This is a genomic window from Actinomadura montaniterrae (assembly GCF_008923365.1).
Lineage (GTDB): Bacteria > Actinomycetota > Actinomycetes > Streptosporangiales > Streptosporangiaceae > Spirillospora > Spirillospora montaniterrae.
On the sequence record NZ_WBMR01000079.1, the window covers coordinates 26021 to 39374 of the forward strand.

Below are 13354 nucleotides of genomic sequence, written 5' to 3' on the forward strand. Positions count from 1 at the left end.
CCAGTATCGCCGCGATCACGCATCGGGCGGGACGGAGCCGTCGGAGGTCTCCGGCGCGCCTCCCGGGAGGCCGCCGAGGAGCGGGACGCGGGTGCCGGGGGCGAGGTCGCCGTGTACGGCGCGGGCGACGCGCTCGATGGTCTCGACGCCGTACGCCATGGCCGGGGCGCCCTGGGTGAGGACGGCGATCAGGTAGTCCTCGCCGTGGCCGGTGAACGCGCCGACGCTGTGCACGCGCCACTCCTTGCCGTGCCGGGGGAGCCAGCCGTTCTTGACGTGCCAGGTGATCCCGGCGGGCGTCCCGGCGGTGGTGCCCCACCGCTGCGACGGGATGACCTGGTGCATGAGGCCCAGCTCGTACGCGCGGGCCTTGCCGGTGAGCAGCGCGTTGGGTTCGGTGAGGCGCCGCAGGAGGGTGATCTGGTCGGCTGCGGTGATCTGGGTGAGGCCCCAGTGCCCGTCCGGGTCGAGGGTGGTGTGCGCCATCCCCGCCTGCCTCAGGAAGCGGGTCAGGCGGGCGCGGCCGACGGACCTCCACAGCGCGGACGCGGCGCGGTTGTCCGACTCCGTGATCATCTTGGTGGCGAGGGCGTCCTCGGACGCGGTGAGCGGGCGGTGCGCGCCGGCGGCCTCGCGCAGCAGCGCGGCGAGGATCGTCGCCTTGACGACGCTCGCCGAGTCGTAGTGCCGTCCGGCGCGGACGCCGCAGCGGACGCCGCGCTTCCGGTCGTAGACCGCGACGGACTCGGTGCCGGTGCGCCCCCGCAGCGCGGCGGTGATGCGGCGGCCGAGCCGTCCGGCGAGCACCGGGTGCCGGGCCGAAGCGCAGACCGGGCCGTCCTGCGCGCGGGCGGGGACGGCGGCGGCCGGCACGGAACCGGCGGCGATCGCGGTGGCGGCGGCGCCCGCCGCCAGGGTCCGCGCGAGGAGTTCGGGCACCCGCCCACGCTAGTGATCAAGAAGGCGGCCGCCCGGTCGCGACACGCGACGAGACGGTGACAGGCTGTGACTAAGGCGTGGTGAGGCGGCCCAGCAGCTGGTCGATCGCGGCGCGGACCTGCCGGTCCATCGCGCGCGCGAACCCGGCCTCCACGGTGACCTGCGCGCCGGGCCGCAGCCGCGCGAGGGTCTCGGTGAGGTCGCCGAGGTCCTGCTCCTCGAAGTCGCCGACGACGTGGTCGGCGATCAGCCGGACGAACATCGCGGCCAGCTCGTCCATGCTGCGCTGCAGCTGCTGCCCCGCCGACAGCACCTCCGCGAGCGGCACCCCGGCGCGCACCAGCGTGACGGTCGCCTCCAGCTGGCGGCGGCTCCAGTGGGTGACGCGGTCGCCGTCCACCTCGATCACCCCGGACGACACCGCCCGCTCGACGGACTCCGGGCCGACCTCGCCGGGGAACAGCGCGGCGAGCTCGTCCAGCGTCATCGTGACCGGGACCTCGTTGGACCACGGCGCGGTGGCCACCTTCTCGACGCCGAGCACGGTGCCGATGTCGCGGCCCTGCTCCCACGCCGACAGCAGCTCGCGGATGCCCTCGAGGGTGTGGCCGCGCTCCAGCAGGTTGCCGATCATGCGGAGGCGGGCGAGGTGGTCCTCGGAGTACAGGCCGATGCGGCCCGCCCGCCGGGGCGGCGGGAGCAGCTTGCGTTCCTGGTAGTAGCGCAGGGTCCGGACGGGGACGCCGGCCGCGCGCGCGAGCTCGCCGATCCGGTACTCGCGGCCCGCGTCCGCGGAGGGGGCGCCCTGGTCGTCCGCCGGCTGTTCGGTCACGGGAGAAGCATAGTTCGCTACGACACGCGACCGGCTCCGGACCGTCCGGAGCGCGTTCCGGACGGAACGGACACGGCGCCGCCCGCGTCTCATGTGCCGTCGAACCCCGGAGCGAAAGGCGTCCCATGTCGAAGACCCGTCCCGCCGTGCTGGCGGCGACCGTCCTGCTGGCCGGGCTGGGCCTGACCGCCTGCGGCGGCGGCCATCACCACCACACCACCGTCGTGCACCACCACACGACGCACAAGACCAAGGTGAAGGTGAAGCACCGCTAGCGCGCTACGCGGGCAGGTCGACGGTGATGTGCGGGGACTCGAGGGTGATGTGCGGAGACAGGGCGCGGAGGAAGCCGGCGGCGTCGAAGATCTCGCCGGCGGACGCGACGCCGGTCGCCCTGGTCCGCCCGGTGAGAAGGCGGTGGACCGCCTCGACGGCGAGCGGCGCGGTGACGGCGTAGATGTCGCGGCCGGTCGCCACGGCGCGCCGTTCGGTGCCGCCGGCGCGCACGACGACGTCGACGAGGAAGGTCTGCGCGGACCGCCCGCTATCGTCGGCGGGGGCCGGCGCCGGGGTGTCCGGGTCCGCGATGTCCCGGGCCGCCTCGACCGTCATGTAGGTGCGGACCTCGGGGACGGACAGGTGGCTGGGGACGGTGACGACGTCGGCCATGGCGAACTCCCCGATGACGGTCCGGGGGCCCATCGGCTCGGGGAAGGGCCAGTCGAGGGTCGGCGGCTCGTCGTCGCGGTACTCCAGGCGCCCGCCCGTGTAGCGGACGCGGCGGCCGTCGCGGCGGCGGCGCGAGACCGCGCCCGCGGCGCGCGTCCCGTTCGTGGGGTGCCAGCCGCTCAGGCCGTAGGCGACATGCACTTCGTCGGCCTCCGTCCGGCCGTCCAGCGCGGCGGTGGCGAGCAGGTCGCCGAGGCCGCCGAAGAACGCCATGGCCGGGACGATCGCCGTCCCGGCGGCGCGGTCCGCGAAGTGCGCGAACGTGTCGGCGTTCGCCTCGATCTCGGCCGCGACGTCCACGTACGGGATGCCGGCGCGCAGGGCCGCCTCGATGACCGGCGCCGCCGTCGCGGCGAACGGCCCCGCGCAGTTGACCACGGCGGCCGCGCCGGCGAGCGCGCGGTCGAGCGAGGCGGGGTCGTCGACCGAGGCGGGACGCGCCTCCAGCCCGGACGCGGCGGCCAGGGCCGCCAGCTTGGCGGCGTCACGGCCGGACAGGACCGGGACGAACCCGCGCTCCTTCAGCTCGTCCACCACGAACCGTCCGGTGTGCCCGTACGCCCCGAACACCGCGACCTCGTTCATCGTTCGCCCACCTCGTTGATCTGCTGCGATCCGTCGTGGACATCCTCGCGAGCGCGGGCGCCGGGGCGTGAGCGTCCGTAACGCCATTACTCGTACAATTCCGGCCATGACCACCGTCGCGCTGGCCGTCGCCGAGGGGATGCTGCACTTCGAGCTGTCCCTGGCGTTCGAGGTCTTCGGCTCCAAACCGCCGAGCGTGCCCGGCCCCTGGTACGGCCTCGACATCTGCGGCGAGGGCGCCGTGCGGGCCGGCCGGTTCCGGCTGGAGCCCGATCACGGCCTGGACCGGCTGCCGCACGCGGACATCGTGATCGTCCCGGGCTGGGACGTCGACGTCGATCCGCCCGCCGCCCTGGTCGGCGCGGTGCGCGCGGCCCACGCGGCGGGCGCGCGCGTGGCGTCCCTCTGCACGGGCGCGTTCGTGCTGGCCGAAGCGGGCCTCCTGGACGGGCGGCGCGCGACCACCCACTGGGCGCACACCCGCACCCTGGCCGACCGCTACCCGCGCGTGGAGGTGGACCCGGACGTCCTCTACGTGGACAACGGCAGCGTGCTCACGTCCGCCGGCAAGGCCGCCGCCATGGACCTGTGCCTGCATCTCGTCCGGCTCGACCGAGGCTCCGCGGTCGCGAACACGGTCGCCCGCCGCCTCGTCGTCCCGCCGCACCGGGACGGCGGCCAGGCCCAGTTCGTCACCGCCCCCGTCCCCGCGCCGGGCGACCACCCGCTCGCCGATCTACTCCCCTGGGCGATCGAGCGGCTGGACCGTCCGCTGACCGTCGCGGACCTGGCCCGCCGGGCGCGGATGAGCCCCCGCAATCTCGGCCGCCACTTCCGGGCGCTGACCGGCACCACCCCGCTGCAATGGCTGCTGGCCCAGCGGATCCGCCTCGCCCAGGAACTGCTGGAGACCACCGGCGACGGCGTCGACGCGATCGCGGCGGCCACCGGCATGGGCACCGCCACGACGCTGCGCCGGCACTTCAACCGCACGGTCGGCGTCCCCCCGGACACCTACCGCCGCACCTTCCGCTCCCGCGCCGCCGACCCCCCGGCGGCGGGAGCTAGGTGACGCGGCGGGCGGTCATGATCCGGCGTTTGCGGCGCCGGCGGCCGTCCTCGTCGAGGCGCTGCGCGGCGTCGGCGGCGATCAGGTCGCGGAGCGTGCGCGGGACGATGTCCTCGCGCCTGTCGGCGAAGCGGGTGCGCTGCGCGGTGGGGCGCATGGCGGTCCCTCCCTGCTGTCGGTGCGGTCCCCGCCCGGTGCCGGGCGTGGCGGTCAGGCCGCGGTCGTGAGGTCGCCGTAGGCGTCCTGGACGGTGTCGAGCGCCCACCGCATCCGGACCGCGAACGTGTCGGGGTGGTCGCCGGCCTCCTGGGCGACGCGGGCGGCGCAGGCCGACGGGTCGCCGGCGCAGGTGCGCGACAGGGCGTCCACGGCGGTGCGGACCTGCTCGGGCGTGGGATTGTCGGAGGCCTGCAGGCCGGAGCTGAAGAGGATCTCGGCGAGGTCGGTGGCGGTCATCGAGGGATTGGGCGGCGTCTTCGACATCGTGTGCCTTCTTCCTACGAGGGGGCCTCGTCCCCCTAGCTGCCGACTATGACTCTGCCTGAGCGGCGGAATCATCGCCATCGGGGATAACACCCATTCGAAGGTGCGGGTCACCCCCAGAACACCCGTAGGCGACGGCGTCCCGGAGGTCGGGGTTTGGAGGTCTCATCGCGCCGGCGTGGCGTGCGGCGCTCCGCGTACCAGGAGCCTTTCCCAGCCCGGCGCGTTAATCACACGATCCAGGCTAGTCGGCGCCCGCAAATCCCGTACCCCCGGCGAGGGCGTCCCTGAAGGCCCGTACGGCGGGGTGCGCGCCGCCGCCGCGGCGGGTGGCGGTGAACAGCCGCCGGACGCGCCGCCCGGCGGGCAGCCGCGCCATCGCGACCGTCGGCGGGCGGCCCGTCCAGACGAGGCCGGGCAGCAGGGCGGCGGCGTGGCCGCGCTCGACGAGCCGCAGGTGCAGCAGCAGGTCGCTGGACTCGAACCGGACGTCGGGTTCGAACCCGGCGTCGCGGCACAGCCGGGTGGCCCAGGCGCGGGCGGCGGTCCCGGCGGGCTCCATGACCCAGGGCAGGTCCGTGAGGTCGGCGAGCGCGGCGTCCGGCGGGACGGTGCCGGGCAGGGCGAGGCGGATCTCGTCCTCGCCCAGTTCCTCGTACTCGACGCCGGACGGCCGGGGGTGCGGCTCGCCCGGGTACTCCTCGGTGACGACCACGTCGAAGTCGCGGGCGAGCAGCGCGGGCAGCGCGCTCTCCGGCTCCCGCTGCGTGACCTCGACGCGGAGGCCGGGATGGGCGTCGCGGAGCGCGCTGAGCGCGTCCGGCACCAGCGCGAGCGCGGCGGTCTGGAACGCGGCGACGCGCAGGACGCCGGTGATGTCGCGCAGGGACGCGGCGAGGTCGGCCTCGGCGCGTTCGAGGCGCTCCAGCACGGCCTCGGTGTGCGCGACGAGGATCTCGGCCTGCGCGGTCAGCCGGACGCGCCGCCCCACCGGTTCCAGCAGCCGCACCCCGGCCTCCCGCTCCAGGACGGACAGCTGCTGCGAGATCGACGACGGGCTGTAGGAGAGCGCCTCGGCGACGGCGGCGAGCGTTCCCCGGTGCTTGAGCTCGCGCAGGAGCCGCAGCCGGTGCAGATCGAGCATGGCCCCCTCATTCGTCGGTTCCATTGATGATTATTGCTCGGAAACATGCGCTGGACCGATGGATCGGGGATGCGGAAGCGTGGCCGCATGCCTCCCGCCTCTCCCGCTCTGACTTCGTGGTTCTCCCGTCCCGCCGCCCGGGAATGGAGGTGCCCGCCCGCGCCCCGCGACGTCGCCGCCTTCCACGCCGCGCTGCCCGGATACGCGCCGACGCCGCTGGTCGAGATGCCCGCGCTGGCCGCCGGCCTCGGCGCCGGGCGGGTGTTCGTGAAGGACGAGTCGGCGCGCCTCGGCCTGCCCGCGTTCAAGATCCTCGGCGCGTCGTGGGGCGTCTGCCGCGCGCTGTGCGACCGCCTCGGCGTGCCGGTCCCGGGTTCAGACCCGATCGGCGCGCTGCGGTCCCGCGCCGGGGCGTTCCGGCTGGTCACCGCGACGGACGGCAACCACGGGCGCGCCGTCGCCGCGATGGCCCGGATGCTCGGGACGCGGGCGGACGTGTTCGTCCCGGACGGCGTCCACCCCGCCGCGCTCGCCGCGATCGAGGACGAGGGCGCCCGGGTCGTCCGCGTGGACGCGCCCTACGACGAGGCGGTGCGCAGGGCCGCGGAGTCGGCCGGGGGAGACGCGTCGGCGTTGCTCGTCCAGGACACGGCCTGGCCCGGCTACGAGCGGGTGCCCCGGTGGATCGTGGAGGGCTACTCGACGCTCTTCACCGAGATCGACGCGCAGTTGCGCGCGGCGGGCGCCGGGTCGCCCGGTGTCGTGGCGGTCCCGGTGGGGGTGGGGTCGCTGGCGCAGGCGGCGGTGGTGCATTACCGGTCCGGGGTGTCCGCGCCGAAGTTGCTGGCCGTGGAGCCGGACGCGGCGCCGTGCGTGCTGGCGAGCCTGGCCGGCGACCGTCTCGTCACGGTGCAGACGGGCGCGACGGCCATGGCGGGCCTGAACTGCGCCACGCCGTCCTCGGTGGCCTGGCCGTACCTGCGGGCGGGCGTGGACGCCGCCGTCAGCGTCGCGGACGCGGACGTCGCCGGCGCCGCGCGCGAGCTGGCCGCGCTGGGCGTTTCCGCAGGTCCGTGCGGTGCCGCGGCGTTGGCGGGGGTGCGGGCCGCGCTGCCCGGCCTCGGCCTCGGGCCCGCGGACACCGTCGTCCTGCTGAGCACCGAGGGCGCGGCCGCGAACCCGCCGCCCGCCTGACCTCGTGCCGGTCGGTCTTCACAGCAGCTTGAGCAGGCCGGCGAGGAGGTCGCGGCCCGCGTCCGGGGGCAGCGCGGCGGCCGACAGCCGGTCCCACGCCGCGGCGTACGCGGCGACGTCGGCGGGCTTGTCCAGGTAGAGCGCGGTGGTGAGGTACTCGACGTAGACGACGTCGGGGAGCGCCCGTCCCGCGAAGCCGAGGATCGTGAAGCCGTGCGCGAGCGGCAGCGGCCGCCCGCGGACCGGGATGATCCGCAGCTCGACGCGGCCGGTGTCGGCGAGCGCGGCCAGGTGCCCGAGCTGGCCGCGGATCAGCTCGGGCCCGCCCACGTAGCGGCGCAGCGCCGCCTCGTCGATGACGGCGGCGAGCGTCCGGCCGGGGCCGTCGGCGAACCGCCGGCGGCGCAGCCGGCGGACGGCGGCCCGCTCGTCGATCTCGATGCGCCGGTCGCCCTCCCGGATCCCGTCCCGGATCGCCAGGCAGGCGCGCGTGTACTCCTCGGTCTGCAGCAGCTCCGGGATCTGGCACGGCTCGTAGGCGCGGACCTCGTGGGCGGTCTCCTCCAGGTCGAGGAACCGGTGCGTCCAGGCCGGGATCAGCTCCCCGTACCGGTGCCACCAGGCGCGCTCGTTGGCCTCCTGCGCGAGGCGGAGCAGCTCCTCGCGCTCGGCGCCGGCGGGCAGCCCGTAGAGGGTGAGCAGGTCGGCGACGTCGCGGCGGGCGAACGAGGTGCGGCCGAGCTCGATCCGGCTGATCTTGGACGCGCTGCCGCGGATCGCGTAGCCGGCCTCGTCGCGGCTCAGCCCGCTGCGTTCGCGCAGGCCGCGCAGCCGGGCGCCGACGAGCATGCGCCGCGCGGCGGGACCCCGCACGGCCCCGTTCCCGGGCCCCGCCGACCGCGGTTCCTGCCCTGCGCTCAACGCCGCTCCTCGGGGGTGGGGATGCTGCTGGCGGGATAGTAGCGGCAAGTGCATATGCACGTGCAGTAGAACAGAGAGTCTCATTGTGGCCACATCGCGGCGCGTGAAAGACTCCGGCCATGCACCGTGTCGTCGTCCTCGCCCTCGACGGCGTGTACCCGTTCGAGCTGAGCATCCCGGTGCGGATCTTCGGCTCGGCCACCGGCCCCGCCGGCGAACCCCTCTACGAGGTGCTGACCTGCGGGATCGACGGCCGTCCGGTGCGCACCAGCGCCGACTTCGCGATCGCCGTCGAGCACGGCTGCGAGATCGTCGGGACCGCCGGCACGCTCGTCGTCCCGCCCTTCGGCTGCGGCCCCGCCGTGGAGGCGGAATGCCCGGCACCGGTCGCCGACGCCCTGGCCCGGCTCCGCCCCGGCACCCGCATCGTGTCGATCTGCACCGCGTCCTACCTGCTCGCCGCCGCCGGCCTCCTCGACGGCCGGCCCGCCGCCACGCACTGGGCCGAGGCCGAGCGCTTCAAGCGGCTGTTCCCCACGGTCGACGTGAACGCCGACGTCCTGTTCGTGGACGACGGCGACGTGCTCACCTCCGCCGGCGTCGCCGCCGGGATCGACCTGTGCATGCACATCGTTCGCCGCGACCACGGCAGCGAGATCGCCAACCAGGTGGCCCGCCGCTGCGTCGTGCCGCCGTGGCGCGAGGGCGGGCAGGCCCAGTTCATCGAGCGTCCCGTCCCCGAACCGGATGCCGCCGCCACGTCCGCGACCCGCGCGTGGGCGCTCGGCGAGCTGCACCGGCCGATCCCGCTCGCCGAGATGGCGCGGCACGCGCGGATGAGCGTCCGCACGTTCTCCCGCCGGTTCCGCGACGAGGTCGGGATGACGCCGGGGCAGTGGCTGGCCCGGCAGCGCGTCGACCTGGCCCGCCGCCTGCTGGAGACCACCGACCTGCCCGTCGACCTCGTCGCCGAGCGGGCGGGCTTCGGCACGTCGGCGTCGCTGCGCCAGCACTTGGTCGCCTCGATCGGCGTGCCGCCGTCCGCCTACCGGCACACCTTCCGCGCCGGGCACGCGCACGCCCGCGCGCACTGATCCGCGGCGAGGTAACGGGAGATCTCCGTTTTAGGGCGGTACATCCGGCCTACGCGTGAGTAACATGTTCCCACCGCGGACGCGCGGGACGGATCGACGCGACGACGGAGCATGAGGGACGCCGCCATGAACCCCGTGACCGAACTGCTCGCCGAGCGGCTGGACGAGATCACCGCCGAGATCGTCGGCGAGATCGCCGGCCGCGTCCCCGCCTACACCGGGCTGAGCGCCGCGATGATCCTCACGCTCGTCCGGGACGCCGTGACCGTCTACACCGGCGCGCAGGACCGCGGCGCCGCGCTCGACCACTTCCGCCGCCTCGGCGCCCACGAGGCCCGCGCGGGCCAGGACGTCCGGCACCTGGAGTCGGCGCTGCGCAGCGGCGCCCGCGTGCTCATCCGCCGCACCGCCAACGCCGCCGCGCGCGTCCACCCGCCGAACACCGAGTTCATCGCGGTCATGGAGAGCGCGTTCAGCGCGGAGGACCAGATCGTCGAGGCCGCGGTGGACGGCCACCACCGGGCCGCCCGCCCCCGCAACCGGTCCCGTCTCTATCCGCTCGTGGCGCGCGGCCACCGCTACTCGGCGAACTGACGGCCCCCGCGCACGACCGCGAAAGGCCATTTCGATTTCCGTCCGAACCGGGCGGCCGTTTCCGCTATCGAACACGCGTGAAAGCCCGGCATTGCGGGACCGCGTCGTGAAGGGGAACGCGACATGGGATCGGGGCCACCGGTGCCGAAGCACCGCTGGTATTGGCCGCTGGGCGTCACCGCCGCCGTCGGCCTGGTGACGGCGCCCGTCACGGTGGCGAACGCCTGGGCCGCTCTCGGCGCGCTGATCGGACCGGACGGCTGCGACGACGAGCCCTGCGCCGGAGCGCCGGGCCTGGCGCTGGCCTTCCTGCTGCTGGCCGCCGCCGGCGGGGCGATCACCGCGACGATCCTGTTCATCGAGAAGCCGACCCTCAAGAAGTACGCGTGGTGCGCCCTCGCGTTCGCCGCGCTCCTGGTGGGCGACCTGTTCGCCGTCCGCGCGGCGCCCGGCTGGCTCGCCTGACCGGTCGGCGCCCGGTTGAGTCCGCACCCCCGGGTCAGGCGCTCCGGACGGACAGGGCGAGGGCGGGGCACATCTCGGCGGCCTGGACGGCGTCGCGCAGCAGCCGCGCGGGGACGGCGCCGTCGGTGATGACGGGGTAGCCGAACTCGTCGAGCCGGACGAGGTCGGGCAGCAGGTGGCGGCAGAGGCCGTGCCCGGCGCAGCGGGACCAGTCGATCGCGAGCCGGTGCGGGGACCGCTCGGCCTCCTCCGGCTCCTCGCCGTGCACGGGCAGGAAGCGGCGGGTCGGCCGGCCGCAGCCGCCACGGTCGAGGTGCGCGGCGACGTCCTGGTCGAAGGCGCGCAGCGCGGACAGCAGGAACCGGGTCGTCCCGTCGGGGTGCTTGCAGGCGCCGCGGCCGCGGACGGTGGCGCTGCCGCGGCGGACGGCGGCGACGGCCTCGTCCCCGGCGGTCCCGGCGGCGAGCGCGGCGACGGACCGGGCGATCGCGGGCAGGCCGAGCCGGCAGGGGCCGCACTGCCCGGCGGACTCGGCGCCCATGTACCCGGCGACGCGGGCGATCTCGCCGAGCGGGCAGGTGTCACGGGGCAGCGGGATGACGATCCCGGCGCCGAGCGCGCCGCCCGCCGCCGCCATCGACTCGCGCGACACCCTGACCTGCGCGGCCTGCGCGGGGGTGAGGCACGCGCCGTGGTAGCCGCCGACGATGACGCCCTGCCCGGCGTCGGTGCCGCAGTGCCGCAGGACGTCGGCGAGCGGCACGCCGGCGGGGGTCTCGACGACCATGTGCCCGCCGTCGGGGAGGGTGACGGTGAGCAGGACGGTTCCGGGTTCGCGGGGCGTGCCGGCGGCGCGGTACCGGTCGGCGCCGAGCTCGGCGAGCACGGCGAGCTGCGCGAACGTCTCCGCGTTGGACAGCAGGGTGGGGAGCCGGTCGACGCCGCTGTCGGCGGCGCGGACCTTCTGGCCGGGCGGGATCGGCGTCTCGCCGTTGACGCCCCGGACGAGCGCGCCGCCCTCCCCGGTGATGAACCGCTCGGGGAGCCGGACGACGCGGGCGCGGTCGCGGAGCCGGGTCTCGGCGATCGCGAGCCGCAGCGACCGCGCGGCGAGGCCGTCGTCGGTGACACCGATGACGAGCTCCCGCGCGCCGAGCGCCTTCACGGCGAGGACGGCGCCGTTCAGCACGAGGTGCGGCACGTGCGCGAGGAGCGCCTTGTCCTTGGAGCTGGCGGGCTCGCCTTCGGTGGCGTTGACGAGGACGACGCTGTCGCGTCCGGTGCGCTGCGCGGACCGGTGTACGGCGGCGAGCTTGCGCGCGAACGGGAACGCGGCGCCGCCGCGTCCGCGCAGGTCGGCGGCCTCGGCGAGCGCGGCGAGCTCGCGGAGCGGCAGCCCGCGCGGGACGGGGTGGACGAGCCGGTGCGCCGCCGCGTCGAGCCGGGACGTGCGGTCGAGGCCGGCGAACAAGCGCGGCGGCCCGATGGTGGTGAGGCGGAATCCCCTGCTCACGGGCGGCTCCTCGACCAGCGGCGCGCCTCGTCCTTGAGGTCCGCCCAGAACTGCTCGTCGGGGACGCGGGCCTCGGCGGCGGGCGCGGGCCGCCGGGCCGGGGGACGCGGCGCGGCGGCGGGACGGACCGGCCGCGGCCCCCTCGTGCGGCGGTGCCGGGACGCGATCGCCAGCCGCACCAGCACCAGCAGGACGACCGCCGCCGCGCACAGCAGGTAGCTGTAGATCACCCAGCTCTTGGCGGCGCGCCCGGCCTGGAGGCCGTGGACGAGCGCGACGGGCCAGCACGCGTACACGGCGAGGTGCAGCAGCCGCCACGTCCAGGCGCGTCCGGCGCCGATGAACCGGCCGCGGGCGACGCCGGTGAGCGCGGCGAGGATCATCAGGTCGCCCGCGACCGGGCCGAGGCTCACCATCAGCCCGTGGCCCTGGAACCCGGCGGCGGGGAGCACCGCGTCGAGCGCGGCGGCGTGCTTCTCCAGCACCTTCAGCACGATGTGGACGGCGAGGAAGCTGAGCGAGAGCGTGGCGGCGGCGCGGTGCCCGGACTGCGCGAGGATCCGCAGCCGGATCGGCGTGAAGCGGCTCGCCGCGAGCAGCCCGAACACGACCGCGCCGGTCAGCCCGACCAGCGTGAACACGCCGGAGAAGAACTCCAGGAACGCGTGCGCGGCGGTGAGCATGCGCGCGGCGCCCGCCGTGCGGCCGACGAGCGCGGCGGCGGCGAGGCCCGCCGCCATCAGCGTGATCTTGAGGGCGCGGCGGCCCGCCGGGACCCGGACGGGCGGCGACGAGGCCGTGTTCACGCGCGCCTCCCCGTCATGGCGCCGTCGCCGACGGGGACGCGGAGGGCGACGCGGTGGCCGTCGGCGACGGCGCCGGCAGGGGGACGGCGCCGGAGCCGAGGTTGAGCAGCGGGTCGCCCTCCTGGACGCGGACGCCGGCCCGCGTCGCCGCGACGGCCCGTCCGGACGCCGCGACCTGGAGCGTCCAGCCGCCGACCTGTAACCCGTTGAGCGCGGCCGGCCGCCCGCCGGACAGGACGCCGAACACCACGGACGCGGGTCCGGTGGCCTGTCCGGTCGAGCACGGCAGGCCGCGCCCGGTCGTCCCGAGGTAGGCGCCCGTCCGGACCGCGGCGCCGTCGCGGGCCGCGGTCGGCGCGGTCAGCCGGGAGAACGTCGACGCGAGCCCGTTCGGGTGGATCAGCAGCAGCATCGCGTGCCCGGACGTCCGGCTGCACAGCCGGTAGAGACGGCCGGGCCCGGGCGCGAGGACCCGGCCGTCCCCACCCGCGAACGCGATCGCCCTCGGGTCGCCGGCGGGACGCATCGTCCACGACTTGCCGACGCCCCAGGGCAGCTCCAGCCCGGTGGCCGCCCCGCTCACGGCGGCCTTCCCGTAGCGGGCGAGGAGCGCGCGTTCGCCGTCCGGCACGACGTCGGACGGGGCGCTCTTCGCGAACGCCGCGAAGGTCGGCGCGCCGGTCACCGACACCTGCCAGCCGGTCTTGACGTGCCGGGCGATGAACAGCGACGCGTCCGGCGGCGCCGCCACCCCGGCGGGCGGCGCGATCACCGACGAGCCGAACGCCCAGCCCTTCGCGGCGTCCGCCCGGGACAGCAGCACGGTCGGCGCCGCCGGCGCGCGCCCGCCGAACTCGCGGCGCGCGATCGTCGAGCGCTGGCGGAGCACGGCGGTGCGCACCGTCCGGACCAGCGGCGCCGTCTTCGCGGTGGTGGTCGCGGGCTTGGAGCCCCGCGAGGCACGCGCCGGGCGGGTCCGCTCGGAC

The 13354-nt window shown here is 76.0% G+C and carries 16 protein-coding genes; 6 read left to right on the top strand and 10 right to left on the bottom strand.

From position 1 onward, the window contains the following. Positions 1-15: 15 nt before the first annotated feature. The gene (locus F9B16_RS25090; protein ID WP_151542574.1) at positions 16-939 is read right to left on the bottom strand and encodes a serine hydrolase; all 924 of its coding nucleotides are present in this window, start codon (positions 937-939) and stop codon (positions 16-18) included. 70 nt (positions 940-1009) lie between these two features. Then, entirely contained in the window at positions 1010-1771 is a 762-nt protein-coding gene (locus tag F9B16_RS25095) for a MerR family transcriptional regulator (RefSeq protein WP_225991923.1), read from the bottom strand. A 125-nt stretch (positions 1772-1896) separates the two neighbouring features. Between F9B16_RS25095 and F9B16_RS51155 the strand changes: the two genes are divergently transcribed. Next, positions 1897-2046, top strand: a complete 150-nt coding sequence (locus F9B16_RS51155; RefSeq protein WP_192808978.1) for a hypothetical protein — start codon at positions 1897-1899, stop codon at positions 2044-2046. A 4-nt stretch (positions 2047-2050) separates the two neighbouring features. On the opposite strand, the gene F9B16_RS25100 is transcribed toward F9B16_RS51155, so the two are convergent. Further along, entirely contained in the window at positions 2051-3085 is a 1035-nt protein-coding gene (locus tag F9B16_RS25100) for a saccharopine dehydrogenase NADP-binding domain-containing protein (protein WP_151542576.1), read from the bottom strand. Between the two features lie 106 nt (positions 3086-3191). Here F9B16_RS25100 and F9B16_RS25105 point away from each other — a divergent pair, with 106 nt between their 5' ends. Further along, on the top strand, positions 3192-4157 hold the full coding sequence (locus F9B16_RS25105) for a helix-turn-helix domain-containing protein (protein WP_151542577.1): 966 nt from the start codon (positions 3192-3194) through the stop codon (positions 4155-4157). Here the strand turns inward: F9B16_RS25105 and F9B16_RS51160 are convergent. From F9B16_RS51160 to F9B16_RS25115, 3 genes are all read right to left on the bottom strand, one after another. Further along, positions 4150-4311, bottom strand: coding sequence for a hypothetical protein (locus F9B16_RS51160; protein ID WP_192808979.1), 162 nt, complete (start codon positions 4309-4311; stop codon positions 4150-4152). The two genes, F9B16_RS25105 and F9B16_RS51160, sit on opposite strands and share 8 nt — an antisense overlap. Before the next feature lie 53 nt (positions 4312-4364). Further along, positions 4365-4637: a hypothetical protein gene (locus F9B16_RS25110; RefSeq protein WP_225991924.1), complete on the bottom strand. Its 273-nt coding sequence runs from the start codon at positions 4635-4637 to the stop codon at positions 4365-4367. A 244-nt stretch (positions 4638-4881) separates the two neighbouring features. Next, positions 4882-5781: a LysR family transcriptional regulator gene (locus F9B16_RS25115; protein ID WP_151542578.1), complete on the bottom strand. Its 900-nt coding sequence runs from the start codon at positions 5779-5781 to the stop codon at positions 4882-4884. Positions 5782-5868: 87 nt separating this feature from the next. On the opposite strand from F9B16_RS25115, the gene F9B16_RS25120 reads away from it, so the two are divergent. Continuing rightward, on the top strand, positions 5869-6975 hold the full coding sequence (locus F9B16_RS25120) for a diaminopropionate ammonia-lyase (protein ID WP_151542579.1): 1107 nt from the start codon (positions 5869-5871) through the stop codon (positions 6973-6975). A gap of 18 nt (positions 6976-6993) precedes the next feature. Here F9B16_RS25120 and F9B16_RS25125 read toward each other — a convergent pair whose 3' ends face one another. Beyond that, positions 6994-7896, bottom strand: coding sequence for a helix-turn-helix domain-containing protein (locus tag F9B16_RS25125; RefSeq protein ID WP_225991925.1), 903 nt, complete (start codon positions 7894-7896; stop codon positions 6994-6996). 119 nt (positions 7897-8015) lie between these two features. Here F9B16_RS25125 and F9B16_RS25130 point away from each other — a divergent pair, with 119 nt between their 5' ends. The 3 genes from F9B16_RS25130 (at position 8016) to F9B16_RS25140 (ending at position 10049) form a co-directional block, all read left to right on the top strand. After that, entirely contained in the window at positions 8016-8990 is a 975-nt protein-coding gene (locus tag F9B16_RS25130; RefSeq protein WP_151542580.1) for a GlxA family transcriptional regulator, read from the top strand. Positions 8991-9116: 126 nt separating this feature from the next. Further along, positions 9117-9584: a hypothetical protein gene (locus F9B16_RS25135; RefSeq protein ID WP_151542581.1), complete on the top strand. Its 468-nt coding sequence runs from the start codon at positions 9117-9119 to the stop codon at positions 9582-9584. 123 nt (positions 9585-9707) lie between these two features. Continuing rightward, the gene (locus F9B16_RS25140) at positions 9708-10049 is read left to right on the top strand and encodes a hypothetical protein (protein ID WP_151542582.1); all 342 of its coding nucleotides are present in this window, start codon (positions 9708-9710) and stop codon (positions 10047-10049) included. 34 nt (positions 10050-10083) lie between these two features. Here F9B16_RS25140 and F9B16_RS25145 read toward each other — a convergent pair whose 3' ends face one another. The 3 genes from F9B16_RS25145 to F9B16_RS51165 form a co-directional block, all read right to left on the bottom strand. Beyond that, the gene (locus F9B16_RS25145; protein WP_151542583.1) at positions 10084-11562 is read right to left on the bottom strand and encodes an NADH-quinone oxidoreductase subunit NuoF family protein; all 1479 of its coding nucleotides are present in this window, start codon (positions 11560-11562) and stop codon (positions 10084-10086) included. Beyond that, entirely contained in the window at positions 11559-12368 is an 810-nt protein-coding gene (locus tag F9B16_RS25150; RefSeq protein ID WP_151542584.1) for a hypothetical protein, read from the bottom strand. Before F9B16_RS25150 ends, F9B16_RS25145 begins: the two co-directional genes overlap by 4 nt. 13 nt (positions 12369-12381) lie before the next feature. Next, on the bottom strand, positions 12382-13354 hold a 973-nt coding region (locus F9B16_RS51165; RefSeq protein ID WP_192808980.1), incomplete at its 5' end, for a hypothetical protein.